The sequence below is a fragment of the Achromobacter sp. 46006 genome (assembly GCF_059761975.1).
Genome location: NZ_JCBANN010000016.1, coordinates 38,618 through 54,827 on the forward strand (window position 1 = coordinate 38,618; position 16,210 = coordinate 54,827).

Sequence of the window (16,210 nt, forward strand, 5' to 3'; positions counted from 1 at the left end):
AGCGCGCCGCCCCCAGGGCGGCGCGTTCGTTCACAGCACGCAGTTTACAACGCGCCGTCCAGGAATGCGGTGAGTTGCGACTTCGACAGCGCGCCAACCTTGGTGGCGGCAGCCTGGCCGTCTTTAAAGAGCATGAGGGTGGGAATGCCGCGGATGCCGTACTTGGCGGCGGTGCCCTGGTTCTCGTCCACGTTGAGCTTGGCGATCGTCAGGCGGCCGGCGTATTCGGTGGCGACCTCTTCCAGGATCGGGGCGATCATCTTGCAGGGGCCGCACCAGGCAGCCCAGTAGTCCACCAGCACCGGCTGGCCGGATTTCAGCACATCGGCATCGAAGCTCGCGTCACTGACGTTCTTGATTTGGTCGCTCATGATGGTGATTCTCGGGTTCGGCAGCAGAAGGCGAAAAAAGGGACGCCTTGCCGTTGTTCTTGTTTGTGGGATGGATTAAAGCATACCACTGTCAAAAACAACAGGCATACCACTGTTTATAACAACAGTATTCGCCGCTTTTGTGTAGGATATCGCGGCGCAGTTATCGCGACCCGGGGCATTGAACCCGGATCCGCTGGCTGTGTCTCTATCGTCATCCTACCGAATTCGGAGCTGGTCAGGTCGTGCGCATCCCACCCGGAGCCGCGCAGAATCTGGGCTTATCCGTAAAATGTCGGTTTTTTTCCACAGATGTTGGGGATAACTTGGCCACTCCACGTTACAACGAGGCGTCCATCCGCGTCCTGAAAGGGCTGGAGCCCGTGCGGCAGCGCCCGGGCATGTACACCCGCACCGAAAACCCCCTGCACATCGTGCAGGAAGTCATCGACAACGCCGCGGACGAGGCCCTGGCCGGCCACGGCAAGCAGATCCTGGTCACGCTGCACATCGACGGCAGCGTCTCCGTCGAGGACGACGGCCGCGGCATTCCAGTCGGCCTGCACCCCGAGGAAAACGCCCCCGTGGTCGAGCTGGTCTTCACCCGGCTGCACGCGGGCGGCAAGTTCGACAAGGCCGGCGGCGGCGCCTACGCCTTTTCCGGCGGCCTGCACGGCGTCGGCGTGTCCGTCACCAACGCCCTGGCCACCCGCCTCGAAGTGGTAGTGTGGCGCGACGGCGCCGTCAACCGCCTGGTGTTCAAGGGTGGCGACGTGGCCGAGCCGCTGGCGCCCTACGACCAAGGCGGCCGCAAGAAATCCGGCACCCGCGTGCGGGTCTGGCCGGACGCCAAATATTTCGACAGCCCCAATATTCCGCTGGGCGAGCTGACCCACCTGCTGCGCAGCAAGGCCGTGCTGCTGCCGGGCGTGAAGGTCTCGCTGGTCAACGAAAGGACCGGCGACATCAAGACCTGGCAGTACCAGGACGGCCTGCGCGGCTACCTGTCCGAGGCCCTGGCGGGCGCCGAACTGATGGTGCCGTTCTTCGAAGGCCAGCAGTACGCCGGCGCCGACCACGAAACCTTCGCCGAAGGCGAGGGCGCCCAATGGGTGGTGGCCTGGACCGAAGACGGCAACGCGGTGCGCGAGTCGTACGTCAACCTGATCCCGACGCCGGCCGGCGGCACCCACGAGTCGGGCCTGCGCGAAGGCCTGTTCGGCGCCGTCAAGGGCTTTGCCGAGCTGCACAGCCTGCTGCCCAAGGGCGTCAAGCTGCTGCCCGAGGACGTGTTCGCGCGCGCCAGTTTCGTGCTGTCGGCCAAGGTGCTGGACCCGCAATTCCAGGGCCAGATCAAGGAACGCCTGAACAGCCGCGACGCCGTGCGCCTGGTGGGTGGGTTCGCCAAGAGCGCGCTCGACCTGTGGCTGCACAGCAATGTCGAATACGGCAAGAAGCTGGCCGAGCTGGCCATCCGCCAGGCGCAGGCGCGCCAGCGCTCGGCGCAGAAGGTCGAAAAGCGCAAGAGTTCCGGCGTGGCGGTGCTGCCCGGCAAGCTGACCGACTGCGAATCCAGCGACGCCACCCGCACCGAGGTCTTCCTGGTCGAGGGCGACTCGGCCGGCGGCTCGGCCAAGATGGGCCGCGACAAGGAATTCCAGGCCATCCTGCCGCTGCGCGGCAAGGTGCTCAATTCCTGGGAAGTCGACCGCGACCGCCTGTTCGCCAACAACGAGATCCACGACATCTCCGTCGCCATCGGCGTCGATCCCCACGGCCCGGGCGACTCGCCCGACCTTTCGGGGCTGCGCTACGGTCGCATCTGCATCCTGTCGGACGCTGACGTCGACGGTTCGCACATCCAGGTGCTGCTGCTGACACTGTTCTACAAGCACTTTCCCAAGCTGGTCGAGGCCGGTCACGTCTACGTCGCCAAGCCGCCGCTGTTCCGCCTGGACGTGCCGGCGCAGGGCAAGCGCCCGGCGCGCAAGATCTACTGCCTGGACGAAGGCGAACTGGAAGCGGCGCAGGACAAGCTGCGCAAGGAAGGCTCGCGTGAAAGCAGCTGGGCGGTCAGCCGCTTCAAGGGCCTGGGCGAAATGAACCCCGAGCAGCTGTGGGAAACCACCATGAATCCGGACACGCGCCGGCTGCTGCCGGTGGGCTACGGCGACCAGACCCCCGAAGACACCACCCGCATGTTCGACATGCTGATGGGCAAGGGCGAGTCCTCGCAACGCCGCGCCTGGATCGAAGAGAAGGGCAACCTGGCAGAGCTGGACATCTGATGACGTTGTCCTCGTCCCCACTGCCGTCCGCCGCCATGACGGTCGACCTGACTGCCGACGACTACGCCGAGTTCGCGGCCTATGTGTACAAGCGGCCCGAGTTGCGTCGCCGCCGCTATCTGTCGCACTTGCGTTTCGCCGTGCTGATGGTGGTGGTCCTGCTGGGCTACCTGATGTGGCAGACCTGGGACGGGCATGGCCCGAACTGGGGCGCGCTGCTGCCGGTGTACTTCGAAGGGCTGGCGGTCGGCCTGGGCATCCTGGCGCTGCTGGCGCTGGCCTACGAGTTCGTATTGCCGTGGCGGGTGCGCATGAACACGCGGCGCATGCTGGCCAGGCAGCCGGACGGGCTGTTCCTGGGGCGCCATCAATTGGTGTTTGACGCCGACGGCATCCAGGACAGCGTCGCTGCCGCCTCCGGACGCATCGACTGGGCCGACGTGCGGCGGGTCGAGGAAACGCCGCAGCATCTGTATGTCATCCTGGGGGCGCTGCAGGGCGTGATCATTCCCAAGCGCGGGCAGGCCCCGGCCACGCTGGACGCGGTGCGCGCCCAGGTGCGCGAGCACGTGGCCGACACCCAGTTGCTGGGCGCCGCGCATCCCCAATGACGCCGTTTCAATGAATTTGTCTACCTGAAACCATCATGACCGACAGCAATCAACAAGGTTTGTTCGACGCCGCGCCCGACGAGGGCGGCGATGCCGCCATCACCCTGGCGCGCTACGCCGAACAGGCCTATCTGGACTACGCAGTGTCCGTGGTGCGGGGCCGGGCCCTGCCGGATGTCGGCGACGGGCAGAAGCCCGTGCAGCGCCGCATCCTGTTCGCCATGCAGGCCATGGGGCTGGCGGCCGGCGCCAAGCCGGTAAAGTCGGCGCGCGTGGTCGGCGACGTGCTGGGCAAGTACCACCCGCACGGCGACCAGGCCGCCTATGACGCCATGGTGCGCATGGCGCAGGACTTCTCCCTGCGCTATCCGCTCATCGATGGCCAGGGCAACTTCGGTTCGCGCGACGGCGACAACGCCGCCGCCATGCGCTACACCGAAGCGCGCCTGACGCCGATCGCCAAGTTGCTGCTGGACGAGCTGGATGAAGGCACGGTCGATTTCGTGCCCAATTACGACGGCAGCCAGCAGGAGCCGCAGATGCTGCCGGCGCGCCTGCCGGTGATGCTGCTGAACGGCGCCTCCGGCATCGCGGTCGGCATGGCCACCGAGATCCCGCCGCACAACCTGCGCGAGGTGGCGCAGGCCTGCGTGGCGCTGATCAAGCAGCCGCAACTGCCGGATGCCGAACTGTTCGGCATGATCCCCGGCCCGGACTTCGCCGGCGGCGGCCAGATCATCACGCCGGCCGCCGACATCGCCCAGATCTACGCTGGCGGGCGCGGCTCGCTCAAGGTGCGGGCGCGCTGGCAGTTCGAGGAAATGGCGCGCGGCCAGTGGCAATTGGTGGTCACCGAGCTGCCGCCAGGCACCTCGTGCCAGAAGGTGCTCGAAGAGATCGAGGAAATCACCAATCCCAAGGTCAAGAGCGGCAAGAAGAGCCTGACGCCCGAGCAGACGCAGGCCAAGGCCGTGATGCTGAACCTGCTGGACGCGGTGCGCGACGAATCCGGCAAGGACGCCGCCGTACGCCTGGTGTTTGAACCCAAGACCTCGCGCGTCGACCGCGACGAGTTCGTCAATACCCTGCTGGCCCAGACCAGCATGGAAAGCAGCGCCTCGGTCAACCTGGTCTGCATCGGCACCGACGGCCGTCCGCGCCAGAAAGGCCTGCGCGACATCCTGACCGAATGGCTGGCGTTCCGCACCAACACCGTGCTGCGCCGCACCCGCTTCCGCCTGGACAAGGTCATCGATCGCATCCACGTGCTGGAAGGCCGCATGGTGGTCTACCTGAACGTGGACGAGGTGATCCAGACCATCCGCGAATCGGACGAGCCGCGCGCCGCGCTGATGGAGCGCTTCAAGCTGTCCGAACGCCAGGCCGAGGACATCCTGGAAATGCGCCTGCGTCAGCTGGCGCGTCTGGAAGGCTTCAAGATCGAACAGGAACTCGAGGACAAGCGCAAGGAGCAAGTCACGTTGCAGGAGTTGCTGGACAATCCCAACACCCTCAAGCGCCTGCTGATCAAGGAAATCGAGGCCGACGCCAAGCAGTATGGCGACGATCGCCGCACCCTGATCGAGACCGCCGAGCGCGCCGTGCTCGAAACCAAGGTGCTGGACGAGCCGGTCACGGTGATCGTGTCGCAGAAGGGCTGGCTGCGCGCCCGCCAGGGCCACGGCCACGACGCCTCGCAGTTCGGCTTCAAGCAGGGCGACGACCTCTACGGCGCCTTCGAATGCCGCACCACCGACACGCTGATAGCCGTGGGCGACAACGGCCGGGTCTACTCGGTCGCGGTGTCGGGGTTGCCGTCGGCGCGCGGCGACGGCCAGCCGGTCACCACCATGATCGATCTGGAAAGCGGCACCCGCATTGTCCACACTATTGCGGCGGCGGCCGACAGCCGCTGGCTGCTGGCCACGCGCGGCGGCTACGGCTTTGCCGCCAAGCTCTCCGACATGACCAGCCGCCAGCGCGCCGGCAAGCAGTTCATCACGCTGGAGGCGGGCGACGAACTGCTGCGTCCGGTGCCGCTGTTCAAGGGCGCCACGCAACTGGCGCTGCTGTCGCAGAAGGGCAAGTTCCTGGTGTTCGGGCTGGACGAGGTCAAATCGCTGTCCGGCGGTGGGCGCGGCACCATCCTGATGGGGCTGGACGGCGCCGACAAGCTCGACCAGACCGTGCCGATCGGCGCGCTCGGCCTGCGCGCGGCGGGCATCTACCGCAACAAGCACACCGAGGACATCCTGGTGGGCTCGGCGTTGGCCGTATACGTCGGCAAGCGCGCGCGCAAGGGGCGAGCGCTGGACGTGCGGCCCAAGCAGCCGCTGTTGTCGCCGGTGCTGGGCTGAGCGCCGCCACGATGGCGCCGCCGCGCCTGGCGCAGGTTGACGCGCTGCGCGGCTTTGCGCTGTTTGGCATCCTGGTCGTCAATATTGGCGTGTTCGCCTCGCCGTTCTACGCCAACGGCATCGTCGATCCCGCCTTTTCCGGCCCGTGGGATGTGGCGGTGCGCTGGCTGGTGGCCTGGCTGTTCGAGACCAAGTTCTACCTGCTGTTCTCGTTCCTGTTCGGCTACAGCTTCACCTTGCAGATGAGCGCGGCCGAACGCTCGGGCGCCGCCTTCGGGCCGCGCTTCCTGCGGCGCCTGACCGGCCTGGCGCTGCTGGGGTTGGCGCACGCGGTGCTGTTCTACGTGGGCGACATCCTGCTGGCCTACGCCTTGCTGGGGTTGGCGCTGATGGCCTGCCGCCGCATGCGGCCGAGCCGCGCCTTGCGCTGCGCGCTCTGGTTGGTCGGGCTGGCGTCGCTGGCGTGGGCCCTGCTGGCGTCGCTAAGCCTGCTGGACCCCGCCGGCACTGTCGCGTTGAACCGCGCCGCCAGCGTGGTCTCTGTCGCCGACTCGCAGGCCGCCGTCGAAGCCTATCGCGGCACCATTGGCAGCACCATCGCCCGGCATTGGTACGAGCTGACCACCAGCGTCTGGGGCGTCATTCTGCTGGTGCAGGGTCCGTTCGCCTTCGCCATGTTCCTGGCTGGCTATGCGCTGGGACGGCGCCAGGCGCTGGCCGATCCGTGGCGCCAGCCGCGGGTGTTGTGGCTATTGTGCGCGCTGGGGGCGTTGCCCGGGCTGGCCGGGTCCGCCGTCTATGCGACCACCGCCTTGCCGTCTATGTCACCGCTGTGGGAAGCCCCGGGCCTGGCCATGGGTATGTTCACGGCGCCGCTATTGAGCATGTCGTACGCAGCGGCGCTGCTGCTGGCGATGCGCACGCGGCCGGGCGCATGGCTGGTGCGTGCGCTGGCGCCAGCCGGCCGCATGGCCCTGAGCAACTACCTGATGCAGTCGGCGGTGTGCGCCTTCCTCTTCACCGGTTGGGGCCTGCGCCTGACGGGCAGCGTGTCGCCGGGCGCGGCGCTGGTGATCGCCGTGGCGATCTTCCTGGCGCAACTGCCGCTGTCGGCATGGTGGCTGCGCGGCCACGCCTACGGCCCGGTCGAATGGCTGCTGCGCGCGTTCACCATCGGCGCCTGGCCCGCGTGGCGCCGTCCGTTGGCGGAGCAGGCCGGCTAGCGCCGGTGGCAACGGTTCAGTGGCCGCCGTCGGCGATGGCGGCGTCGATGGCGCCGGCCAGGCGTTCGGTCAACTGGTCCAGTTCATCGTCCGTGATGATGAAGGGCGGGGCCAGCAGCACGTGATCGCCCTGTCGGCCATCGATGGTCCCGCCCATCGGGTAGACCATCAGGCCGCGCGCCATGGCTTCGCGCTTGATGCGCGCATGCAGCGACAACGCTGGATCGAAGGTTGCCTTGCTGGCGCGGTCGCGCACCAGTTCCACACCTATGAACAGCCCACGGCCGCGGATATCGCCAACGTGCGGGTGCTCGCCCAGCGCCTGCTCCAGGCGCTGGCGTAATCCATCGCCCTGGACGCGCACGCGCGCCAGCAGGTTGTCGCGCCGAATCACTTCCTGCACCGCCAGCGAGGCCGCGCAGGCCGTGGCGTGGCCCAGGTAGGTGTGGCCGTGCTGGAAGAAGCCGCTGCCCTGCTGCATCGCCTGCACAATGCGTTCCTGCGCCATGACCGCGCCGATCGGCTGGTAGCCGCCGCCCAGGCCCTTGGCGATAGTGATCAGGTCGGGCGTGATGCCTTCCTGTTCGACGGCATACAGCGTGCCGGTGCGGCCCATGCCGCACATCACTTCGTCGGCGATCAACAGCACGCCGTGGCGGTCGCAGACCTCGCGGATGCGGCGGAAATAGCCCGGCACGGCAGTCACCGCGCCGGAGGTTGCGCCCACCACCGGCTCGGCGACGAAGGCCATGACGCTGTCGGGGCCGAGCCGCTGGAAGGTTTGCTCCAGTTCCTGCGCCAGCCGTTCGGCGTACTGGCCGTCGGTTTCGCCGGCATGCTGGTCGCGATAGGCGTAGCACGGCGCGACGTGGGACACGTCGATCAGCAGCGGCGCGAACTGGGCGCGGCGCCAGGCGTTGCCGCCGACCGCCAGCGCGCCCAGCGTGTTGCCGTGATAACTCTGGCGTCGCGCCACGATATGGCGACGTTGCGGCTGGCCTATCTCGACGTAGTACTGGCGCGCCATCTTCAGCGCGGCTTCGACCGCTTCCGAGCCGCCAGACACGAAGTAGGCGTGCGACGTGCCGGCCGGCGCGTCGTCCACCAGCCGCGCGGCCAGCTTTTCGGCGACCTCGGTGGTGAAGAAACTGGTGTGGGCGTAGGCCAACGCGTCGATCTGCGCGTGCATCGCGGCCTGTACGTCCGGATGGTTGTGTCCCAGGCACGAGACCGCAGCGCCGCCCGAGCCGTCCAGGTAGGCGCGGCCCGCCTGGTCATAAAGCCAGACGCCCTGGCCGCGAACCGCGACAGGCGGCGTGCCGCGCAGGGAACGATGAAGGACTCGGGTGCTGGTCATGGCGAAGGGCTCCGTGGCGAGTAACGGTGGCAAGGGGCGTGTGGGTGACGTGTGGGCGGAATCAGGCGCGGGACGGAGCTCGGTCGCGCGGGCGCGGCGGCTGCGGCCAATAGGCGCCTTCGGCCTGCAATCGTGTTTCGATTTCGGCCAGGCGCTGCAGCACCTCGTCGCCGCCGCGGGCCGCGAGCCGTGCGATCAGGTGTTCGGCCAGGCCCAGCAGGCCCGCGGTACTGTGGAAAAACGAGGCGGGGTCATGCGGCGCCGGCGCATCGGCGCCGGTCTCTGTCAGGCGGGAAAAATGCAGCACATGGCGAGCGACCTGCGCCACCGGGCTGGTGATGCTGTCGGTCAGCGCCAGTACGGCGACGCCGCGGGCGGCGATCTGGCGGGTCAGGCGCACCGTGGCGGCGGGATAGGGGGCCTGCGACACCACCACCAGCGCATCGCCCGGTTGCAAGCTGTCGGCGTCTTCGGCCGGCGCTCCTCCCAGGCCATCGATCAGGATGCCGTTGCGGCGCAGCAGATGATAGGCATAGCGCATCTGGAAGGCGATGCCGAACGCCGAGCGGGTGCCCAGGAAGCCCACTTGGCGGGCCCCCAGCAAGGCATCGACGGCCGCGTCGAACGCGGCCACGTCGTTGGCTTGCCAGACCGAGGCCAGCGCCGCCGTCTGTGATTGGGTCAGCGCATCCTGGCCTGGATTGCCGGCGCGTTGGGCGTGCGATGTCTGCAGCCGCGCTGCGCGCGCATGCAGGCCGTCGCCGGCGGCGCCGGCCAGGGCGCGCTGGAACGGTGCGCGGAACGCTTCATAGCTGTCATGGCCGGCGGCGCGCGCCAGCCGCAGCATGGTGGCGGGCGATACACCCACCGCCTGAGCCTGCCGGCGCATCGACCATAGCCCCACTTCGGCTGGATTGGCCAGCACCCACTGCGCGGCGCGCTGCAATTCGGCAGGCAGCGTGGCGCTGAGCTGGCGCAGATGGTCTTGCAGGGAAGTGATCATGAGTCAGCGGAAGCCAGATATAAAACAAATGATATATCCATTGGGAAAATAAAAACATATGTTTTATTTACGAAATGTACGACGATTCTAGCGAATCGTAACGCCCCGATTTCCCTGGGCTGCCCCCGGCAAATTGGCGTCGGATTGCGCGGAAATGATTACAAAATGGGGGTTGATCCGGTTTGACACAGGGATAGGTCACTAATATCATTCGTATAGAAATCAATTTAGCTGAACTAATTCAGTCATGAATAAACAGACCGTAACCGACCCCGCGCAGCAATACGATCTGCGCATCCTGCGGGCACTGCGCCGGATCACGCGGTCCATCGCATTGCATTCGCGCCAGTTGTCGGCGGTGAGCCACATCACCGCGCCGCAACTGATGTGCCTGCGTACGGTCATTGCCAACGGGCCGCTGACGGCTACGGCCATCAGCCGTGAAATCCATGTCAGTCCCAGCACGGTCGTCGGTATTCTCGACCGCCTGGAAGACAAGGGGCTGATCCGCCGCGAACGCGGCCGCGAAGACCGCCGCATCGTCTTCGTGACCGCCACCGACGCCGGCCGCGAAGTCGCGCAGCAGGCGCCGTCGCCGCTGCAAAAGCACCTGGCCGACGCGCTCAACGCGTTGCCGGAGCTGGAGCAGGCCACCATCACCCTGTCGCTCGAGCGCATCGTCGCGCTCATGGAAGAAGAGAGCGGGGTAGCGACGGAAACCCAGGGCGACGTGTCGTCGCCCATCCTCGAGGTGCCCACGGGTGGCGCGCCTCCCGAATCGGGATTGGTTGTATGAGAGCAAACGAACTGCACGACCCTACGAACTCAAGTGCCGTGGCGCCGGCGGCGGGCAGCAAAACGCATCTGTTGCGTGAGCCCCGCCGCAAGGACGGCGCCGCGATCCACCAGCTCATTTCCGAGTGCCCGCCACTCGACCTAAATTCCCTATACGCGTACCTGCTCCTGTGCGAGCACAACCGCGGCACCTGCGTCCTGGCCGAAAGCGCCGGAGGACGCATCGATGGATTTATCTCCGCTTACGTGCTTGCCGACAGGCCCGACGTGTTGTTCGTCTGGCAGGTCGCCGTGCACACCCGCGCACGCGGCCAACGGTTAGGCCGCGCCATGCTTCGGGCGCTCTTGCAACGCGAGAGCCTCGCGCATGTTCGTCATCTTGAAACCACGGTGGCGCCTGACAACCAGGCCTCGCGCCGTACCTTCTCCGGCCTGGCCGGCGAGCTGGGCGCCCACGTTTCCGAGCAGCCGTTCTTCGACCGGCAATTGTTTGGCGGCGCGGACCATGACGACGAGATGTTGTTGAGGATAGGCCCGTTCACCTTGCCTGCCCCCTGAGGCGGCAGCGCGGACCTGTCGAAAACCGGGATGGCTCTGAAGCATCCGGATGCGCCTGGCGCGCATACGGACGGGATCTGGCCGTCTGTCAACTTATGAGATGAAAGGGAGGAATAATCACATGGACTTGAAAATCTTCGACCGGATGGAGTCGGAAGTACGGGGCTATATCCGGTCGTTTCCCGTGATCTTCAGCCAGGCCAGGGGCTCGACGCTGGTGGATGAGGACGGTGGCGAGTACATCGATTTCTTCAGTGGCGCCGGCACGCTGAACTACGGCCACAACAATCCGATCCTCAAGGAAAAACTGCTCGAGTATGTGCAGGCCGATGGCGTGGTGCATGGCCTGGACATGGCCACCAGCGCCAAGAAGAGCTTCCTCGAAGCGGTCGACCGCGTGCTGCTCAAGCCGCGCAACTGGCAGTACACCCTGCAATTCACCGGCCCCACCGGCACCAACGCGGTCGAGGCTGCGCTCAAGATCGCGCGCCAGGTGAAGGGGCGTCCCAATGTGATTTCCTTCACGCACGGTTTTCACGGCGTCAGCGGCGGCTCGCTGGCGGTGACGGCCAACATGAAGTTCCGCGACGCCTCCGGCTACCCGCTGGCCAACACCACCTTCATGCCCTATGACGGCTACTTCGGCCCGGACGTGGACACCATGGCCTACCTGGAGCGCATGCTGGAAGATCCCAGCAGCGGCCTGGACAAGCCGGCCGCCGTCATCGTCGAGACGGTGCAGGGCGAGGGCGGCGTCAACGTCGCCACGCTGCGCTGGCTCAAGGAACTCGACAAGCTCTGCAAGCGCCACGACATGCTGCTGATCGTGGACGACATCCAGGTCGGTTGCGGCCGCACCGGCACCTTCTTCAGCTTCGAGGCCGCCGGTATCCGCCCCGACATCATCACGTTGTCCAAGTCGCTGTCGGGCTTTGGCCTGCCGATGTCCCTGGTGTTGATGAAGCCCGAGCTGGACGTCTGGAAGCCCGGCGCGCACAGCGGCACGTTCCGCGGCAACAACCTGGCCTTCGTCACCGCCACGCAGGCGTTGGAAACCTATTGGGCCAACACCGCGTTTACGGCCGAGATCCAGCGCAAGGAGCGCCTGGTGCGCGACTGGCTGGAAAACCTGGTGCACAGCTATCCCAACGCCGGCCTGTCGGTGCGCGGCCGCGGCCTGATCCAGGGCCTGGTGAGCAACGCCGCGCCGGCGCTGGCCAACCGCATTGCCGCCAACGCTTTCAAGCGTGGCGTGGTCATCGAGACCTCGGGCGCGCATGACGAAGTGCTCAAGCTGTTGCCGGCCCTGACCATCGAGGAAGAGCTCCTGACCAAGGGCCTGGACGTGATCGAGGCCAGCGTGGCCGACGCGCTCGCCGAAGAGGGCCAGTCCGCCCGCATTCTGAAATTTGGAGGAAAACGTCAATGATCGTACGCAATGTCAAAGATGTGATCGGCACCGCCGACGAAGTCCGCACCGATACCTGGGTGAGCCGCCGCGTGCTGCTCAAGAAAGATGGCATGGGTTTTTCGTTTCATGAAACCACCATCTTCCCGGGTGGCCGCACCCACATCCACTACAAGAATCATCTGGAGGCGGTCTGGTGCATCGAGGGCGACGGTTCCATCGAGACCATTGCCGACGGCAAGAAGTACGAACTCGGGCCCGGCGTGGTCTACGCCCTGAATGAGCACGACGAGCATTGGCTGTGCGGCGGCAAGGAGCCGCTGCGCGTCATCTGCGTCTTCAACCCGCCGCTGACCGGCCAGGAAGTGCACGACAAAGAAGGCGTCTACGCCTTGCCTGATGCCGAAGCCCAAGCGGCCTGATATAAGGAGGTTCGCATGATCTCACCTGCGCAGGATCCGTACGCCTCCCGTACGGATCGCAGTTCCGCCATCATTTCCCGCCAGGATCCGGTGGTCTACGAAGACGGCAAGTACGCCGACGCCTTGAGCGCCGAGCAGATCGGCAGCTACGAGCGCGACGGCTTCCTGCTGTTGGAAAACCTGTTCTCCGCCGATGAAGTGCAGGCGTTGTCGGCCGAGGTCGAGCGCATGACGCGCGACCCGTCGATCATCCGCCGCGAAGAGTCGATCACCGAGCCCGGCAGCAACGCGGTCCGCTCCATTTTCATGGTGCACGTGCTCAACCCGGTGCTGGCGCGCCTGGTGCGCGATCCGCGTCTGGTCAACGTGGCGCGCCAGATCCTGGGCTCGGAAGTCTACATTCACCAGTCCCGCGCCAACATGAAGCCGGGCTTCAAGGGCAAGGAGTTCTATTGGCACTCCGACTTCGAGACCTGGCACGTGGAAGACGGCATGCCGTCGATGCGCGCGCTGAGCTGCTCTGTGCTGCTGACCGAGAACAATGACTGCAACGGCCCGCTGATGCTGGTGCCGGGGTCGCATCGCCAGTTCATTTCGTGCGTCGGCGAGACGCCCAACGAGCACTACAAGCAGTCGCTCAAGAAGCAGGAGTATGGCGTGCCCGATCCGGTCAGCCTGCAACTGCTGGTCGAGCAGGGCGGCATTCGCACCATGACCGCCAAGGCGGGCTCGGTGGTGTTCTTCGACTGCAACACCATGCACGGCTCCAACAGCAACATCTCGCCGTGGCCGCGCGCCAATGTGTTCATGGTCTACAACAGCATGGAAAACACACTGGAGCCGCCCAAGTACGGCCTGACTCCGCGCCCGGAGCATATCGCCACGCGCAAGGCGTTCAAGGCGGTGACGCCGCTGGACACGCTGAAGCTGGTTGGCGGCTGACGACCCGGCAATTTGCCCCCGGCGCTTGCCCGCGCCGCGGCCCAGGCCCTTGGCCTGGGCTTTTTTTCGTCCTTCCGCTATGCTCTGCGCTCCTTGCCTTGCCGGAAACCGTCGCCATGTCCGCCCGTATCCTCAGCCTGCATATCTACCCGGTTAAATCCTGTGCGGGCATCGACCTGGTCGAGTCCCCGCTGGATCGCGCCGGCCTGGCGCATGATCGCCGTTGGATGTTGGTGGCGGCCGACGGCCAATTCATGACGCAGCGCCAGTGGCCTGCCATGGCCCTGATCCGCACGGCGCTCTCGGCCGATGCGCTGCGCCTGTCGGCGCCAGGCATGCCGGACCTGTCAGTGCCGCTGGACGGCTCGACCTTGCAGGCCGGGGTCGAAACGGTCGGCGTGTGGAAGGACACCCTCCAGGCGCGTCGCGAAAGCGCGGCCGCCGCGCAGTGGTGTTCGGACTTTCTAAAGACGCCTTGCCGCCTGTACAAGGTCGATGCCGGCGCCACGCGGCCGGCCAAGCCGGAATGGGTGGACCAATGGAGCGCCGGCCATCCTGGCCTGGCGGCCCGTTTCGGGGGCGATCACTTCTTCGGCTTTGCCGACGGCTTCCCCCTGCTGGTGGCGAACCAGGCCTCGCTCGACGATCTGAACGCCCGCCTGCGTGCCAAGGGCATGGCGCCGGTGCCGATGGACCGATTCCGGCCCAATATCGTGGTGCAGGGCGAATGGGAGGCCTTCGAGGAGGACCATACCGCCATGATCACCACCGGCGCGATCGGCATGGCGTTCGTCAAGCCGTGCACGCGCTGCTCGATTCCCGATATCGACCAGCGCACTGCCGTGCAGCACGATGAGCCGGGTCGCACACTGGCGGGCTATCGCAATCTGGAGATCGGGGTGGTGTTCGGCCAGAACGCCATTGTCGATGCGCCTGCCGGCGCGCGCCTGAAAGTCGGCGACCCGGTCGAGATCGAGCTGGATTTCTAGGCTGCCAAGCCCGGCGCCAGGGCGGCGGACGCAAGAAGCCGGCCGCTGGCCGCGGCTATGGTCAATGCCGCCGTTTGGCGGAGGACGCCGCAGCGGGCCGTCCCGTGGCGCAAAAACTATAGAATACCGACTGCCGACGGCAAAACCGGGTGCCGTCCGGCCGCATGCCCGCGCAGGTTTGCCAGCCGCGGGTATTTTCGCATTCATCGCATTACATCGCGTTCCGGCACGCGATACCAGGACATTCCCATCATGCAACGCATCATGCTGCGGGCCAAGTTGCACCGCGTCACGGTCACCGAAGCCGACCTTCACTACGAAGGCTCCTGCGGCATCGACGAAGACCTGCTGGACGCCGCCGGCATGCGCGAGTTCGAACGTATCGAGCTCTACAACATCAACAACGGCGAGCGCTTCGATACCTACATCATCAAGGCCGCCCGCGGCAGCGGCATCATCTCGCTCAATGGCGCGGCGGCGCGTCGCGCCCAGGTCGGCGATCTGATGATCATCTGCACCTACGGACCGATGTCCGAAGAAGCATCCGCCACCCACAAGCCGCAGGTCGTGCTGGTGGACGACGCCAATCGCGTCAAGGAAATCCGCAAGTTCCCGGCCTGAGGCCGGGCCGCGCGGCGCGTCCGCCGATGCGCCGTAAACCCTGATCCCCCCTGATACGTTTCATCATGAGCTTCCAGGTCATCATCCAACCCAGCAAGCATCAATTCCCGGTCGAGCCCGGCCAGACCGTGCTCGACGGCGCCCTGGCCGCCGGCATCGTGCTGCCCTATAGCTGCCGCAACGGCGCCTGCTCCACCTGCAAGGGCAAAGTGGTGTCCGGGGAATTCGACGCCGGCCAGTATCCCGCGCAGATCCTGTCGCCCGAGGAACTGGCCGACGGCTATACCCTGTTCTGTCAGGCCCGGCCCGCCTCCGACATGGTGGTCGAGTCCACCGAAGTGCGCCTGGCCAGCGACATCCAGATCCGCAAGCTGCCCTCGCGCGTACAAACGATGGAGAAGGCGGCGCCGGACGTGGTCGTGCTCAAGCTGCAACTGCCGGCGTCGGAGCAGTTCCGCTATTACGCCGGCCAGTACATCGAGATCATTCTCAAGGACGGCCGCCGCCGCAGCTACTCCATGGCCGGCGCGCCGCATACCGGCAGCCCGCTGGAACTGCACATCCGTCACCTGCCGGGGGGCGTGTTCACCGATCACGTGTTCGGCGCCGGTGACACGCAGATGAAAGAGCGCGAAATCCTGCGCCTGGAAGGTCCGTTCGGGTCGTTCTTCCTGCGCGAAGACAGCGACAAGCCGATCATCCTGCTGGCCAGCGGCACGGGTTTCGCGCCGGTCAAGGCAATCGTCGAGCACATGATCCACAAGAACATCCGGCGTCCGGTCGCGCTCTACTGGGGGGGGCGCCGCCCGCGCGACCTGTACATGGACGAGCTGGCCCGGTCATGGGCGCGCGACCTGCCGGATTTCCGCTATGTGCCGGTGGTTTCCAACGCGCTCGAGGAAGATGGCTGGACTGGCCGCGACGGTTTCGTGCATGACGCCGTGATGCGCGACATCGCCGACATGTCCGGCCACCAGGTGTATGCCTGCGGCGCGCCGCCCATGGTCGATGCCGCCCGGCGCGAATTCAGCGCCCAGTGCGGCCTGCCGCCTGAAGAGTTCTATGCGGACGCCTTCACGTCCGAGGCCGATCTGGCGAAGGCCGCGGGCTGATCCGAAGCGGGGCGCGCCCTGGCAAGGGGGGAGGAATCCGGCGCCGGTCTCGGGCCCCGACGTTCCTCCCCTTTTTTCATGTCCCGCGCCGTAGGCGAGGGCGGGGCGCCGGGGTAAACTGCGGTGTCATCTTGGCAGCGGCTTGCCATGGGG

General features: G+C 66.3%; 14 protein-coding genes and 1 pseudogene. 12 read left to right on the forward strand and 3 right to left on the reverse strand.

The annotated features are described in order from the left end of the window. Window positions 1–44: 44 nt before the first annotated feature. Window positions 45–371, reverse strand: coding sequence for a thioredoxin TrxA (gene trxA, locus AC6LKG_RS10890; RefSeq protein WP_006387817.1), 327 nt, complete (start codon window positions 369–371; stop codon window positions 45–47). Window positions 372–697: 326 nt separating this feature from the next. Here trxA and parE point away from each other — a divergent pair, with 326 nt between their 5' ends. Genes parE through AC6LKG_RS10910 form a run of 4 tightly spaced genes read left to right on the forward strand, consistent with a single transcriptional unit; the run spans window position 698 to window position 6,850 of the window. Beyond that, complete coding sequence (gene parE / locus AC6LKG_RS10895; RefSeq protein WP_498164333.1) at window positions 698–2,659, forward strand: DNA topoisomerase IV subunit B; 1,962 nt, start codon at window positions 698–700, stop codon at window positions 2,657–2,659. Further along, complete coding sequence (locus AC6LKG_RS10900) at window positions 2,659–3,270, forward strand: YcxB family protein (protein ID WP_498164335.1); 612 nt, start codon at window positions 2,659–2,661, stop codon at window positions 3,268–3,270. The genes parE and AC6LKG_RS10900 overlap by 1 nt, the downstream gene beginning before the upstream one ends. Window positions 3,271–3,305: 35 nt before the next feature. Beyond that, window positions 3,306–5,627 (forward strand): DNA topoisomerase IV subunit A, encoded by a 2,322-nt coding sequence (parC, locus tag AC6LKG_RS10905; protein ID WP_498164336.1) that lies wholly within the window; start codon window positions 3,306–3,308, stop codon window positions 5,625–5,627. 11 nt (window positions 5,628–5,638) lie between these two features. Continuing rightward, complete coding sequence (locus tag AC6LKG_RS10910) at window positions 5,639–6,850, forward strand: DUF418 domain-containing protein (protein ID WP_498164338.1); 1,212 nt, start codon at window positions 5,639–5,641, stop codon at window positions 6,848–6,850. 16 nt (window positions 6,851–6,866) lie between these two features. Here the strand turns inward: AC6LKG_RS10910 and AC6LKG_RS10915 are convergent, their stop codons facing one another. Together AC6LKG_RS10915 and AC6LKG_RS10920 are read right to left on the reverse strand one after the other, a co-directional pair. Next, the gene (locus tag AC6LKG_RS10915) at window positions 6,867–8,207 is read right to left on the reverse strand and encodes an aspartate aminotransferase family protein (protein ID WP_498164339.1); all 1,341 of its coding nucleotides are present in this window, start codon (window positions 8,205–8,207) and stop codon (window positions 6,867–6,869) included. 61 nt (window positions 8,208–8,268) lie between these two features. Further along, window positions 8,269–9,268: pseudogene (locus tag AC6LKG_RS10920) on the reverse strand (MurR/RpiR family transcriptional regulator). A gap of 189 nt (window positions 9,269–9,457) precedes the next feature. Between AC6LKG_RS10920 and AC6LKG_RS10925 the strand changes: the two are divergent. The 8 genes from AC6LKG_RS10925 to AC6LKG_RS10960 all read left to right on the forward strand — a co-directional run bounded on the left by AC6LKG_RS10925 (window position 9,458) and on the right by AC6LKG_RS10960 (window position 16,057). After that, entirely contained in the window at window positions 9,458–10,006 is a 549-nt protein-coding gene (locus AC6LKG_RS10925) for a MarR family winged helix-turn-helix transcriptional regulator (RefSeq protein WP_006387826.1), read from the forward strand. Beyond that, complete coding sequence (gene ectA / locus AC6LKG_RS10930; RefSeq protein ID WP_498164341.1) at window positions 10,003–10,563, forward strand: diaminobutyrate acetyltransferase; 561 nt, start codon at window positions 10,003–10,005, stop codon at window positions 10,561–10,563. The genes AC6LKG_RS10925 and ectA overlap by 4 nt, the downstream gene beginning before the upstream one ends. A gap of 121 nt (window positions 10,564–10,684) precedes the next feature. After that, window positions 10,685–11,992: a diaminobutyrate--2-oxoglutarate transaminase gene (gene ectB, locus AC6LKG_RS10935; RefSeq protein ID WP_498164343.1), complete on the forward strand. Its 1,308-nt coding sequence runs from the start codon at window positions 10,685–10,687 to the stop codon at window positions 11,990–11,992. Then, a complete protein-coding gene (locus AC6LKG_RS10940) occupies window positions 11,989–12,393 on the forward strand; it encodes an ectoine synthase (RefSeq protein WP_498164344.1) in 405 nt (134 codons plus the stop codon). Before ectB ends, AC6LKG_RS10940 begins: the two co-directional genes overlap by 4 nt. 15 nt (window positions 12,394–12,408) lie before the next feature. Beyond that, on the forward strand, window positions 12,409–13,335 hold the full coding sequence (gene thpD / locus AC6LKG_RS10945; protein WP_498164346.1) for an ectoine hydroxylase: 927 nt from the start codon (window positions 12,409–12,411) through the stop codon (window positions 13,333–13,335). A gap of 116 nt (window positions 13,336–13,451) precedes the next feature. Then, a complete protein-coding gene (locus AC6LKG_RS10950) occupies window positions 13,452–14,324 on the forward strand; it encodes an MOSC domain-containing protein (protein WP_498164348.1) in 873 nt (290 codons plus the stop codon). 252 nt (window positions 14,325–14,576) lie between these two features. Continuing rightward, a complete protein-coding gene (panD, locus tag AC6LKG_RS10955) occupies window positions 14,577–14,945 on the forward strand; it encodes an aspartate 1-decarboxylase (protein ID WP_183003428.1) in 369 nt (122 codons plus the stop codon). 65 nt (window positions 14,946–15,010) lie between these two features. Then, on the forward strand, window positions 15,011–16,057 hold the full coding sequence (locus tag AC6LKG_RS10960) for a CDP-6-deoxy-delta-3,4-glucoseen reductase (RefSeq protein WP_498164350.1): 1,047 nt from the start codon (window positions 15,011–15,013) through the stop codon (window positions 16,055–16,057). Window positions 16,058–16,210: the final 153 nt, after the last annotated feature.

Bases quoted from the DNA above. Each gene is read 5' to 3' on its own strand.
- AC6LKG_RS10915 (WP_498164339.1), bottom strand. From the start codon at position 8,207: ATGACCAGCACCCGAGTCCTTCATCGTTCCCTGCGCGGCACGCCGCCT.
- parC (WP_498164336.1), top strand. From the start codon at position 3,306: ATGACCGACAGCAATCAACAAGGTTTGTTCGACGCCGCGCCCGACGAG.
- thpD (WP_498164346.1), top strand. From the start codon at position 12,409: ATGATCTCACCTGCGCAGGATCCGTACGCCTCCCGTACGGATCGCAGT.
- ectA (WP_498164341.1), top strand. From the start codon at position 10,003: ATGAGAGCAAACGAACTGCACGACCCTACGAACTCAAGTGCCGTGGCG.
- AC6LKG_RS10910 (WP_498164338.1), top strand. From the start codon at position 5,639: ATGGCGCCGCCGCGCCTGGCGCAGGTTGACGCGCTGCGCGGCTTTGCG.
- ectB (WP_498164343.1), top strand. From the start codon at position 10,685: ATGGACTTGAAAATCTTCGACCGGATGGAGTCGGAAGTACGGGGCTAT.
- AC6LKG_RS10960 (WP_498164350.1), top strand. From the start codon at position 15,011: ATGAGCTTCCAGGTCATCATCCAACCCAGCAAGCATCAATTCCCGGTC.
- panD (WP_183003428.1), top strand. From the start codon at position 14,577: ATGCAACGCATCATGCTGCGGGCCAAGTTGCACCGCGTCACGGTCACC.
- AC6LKG_RS10950 (WP_498164348.1), top strand. From the start codon at position 13,452: ATGTCCGCCCGTATCCTCAGCCTGCATATCTACCCGGTTAAATCCTGT.
- AC6LKG_RS10925 (WP_006387826.1), top strand. From the start codon at position 9,458: ATGAATAAACAGACCGTAACCGACCCCGCGCAGCAATACGATCTGCGC.
- trxA (WP_006387817.1), bottom strand. From the start codon at position 371: ATGAGCGACCAAATCAAGAACGTCAGTGACGCGAGCTTCGATGCCGAT.
- AC6LKG_RS10940 (WP_498164344.1), top strand. From the start codon at position 11,989: ATGATCGTACGCAATGTCAAAGATGTGATCGGCACCGCCGACGAAGTC.
- AC6LKG_RS10900 (WP_498164335.1), top strand. From the start codon at position 2,659: ATGACGTTGTCCTCGTCCCCACTGCCGTCCGCCGCCATGACGGTCGAC.